At 57.7% G+C, this 298-nt stretch carries 1 pseudogene; it reads right to left on the reverse strand.

Annotated features, from left to right (window positions below):
* Positions 1–298 (reverse strand): annotated as a pseudogene (yjiM, locus tag ACSIPU_RS31025) (putative 2-hydroxyacyl-CoA dehydratase YjiM); the annotation flags it as partial.

Here is a 298-nt window from a genome sequence, read left to right on the forward strand (position 1 = left end):
TCGCGCAGCGCCGCCTCGCTAATCGGCGTGCCAAACCGGGCCTCAATCACCTGCTGCAGGCGCAGGATCTCCGTTTTCCACAGTGCGCGCGAGGCGGCATCGCTGGCGCTGTTCGGCAACTGCATGACGTGGACCGCCTTGAACTCGGCCATGTACTCATACATTTTCTTTTTGCCGTCGCAGGTGGTTTCCCCAACCACCAGGTCAGAGAAATAGAAGTAGGGACATTTATCGGTTTTGCCGAAGCCGTAGCTGCTTTTGATAAGCGGGCAGAGGTTGCGCGGGAGATCTTTTTCCG

The organism is Klebsiella sp. HN106, from assembly GCF_051209435.1.
Taxonomy (GTDB): Bacteria; Pseudomonadota; Gammaproteobacteria; order Enterobacterales; family Enterobacteriaceae; genus Klebsiella; species Klebsiella oxytoca.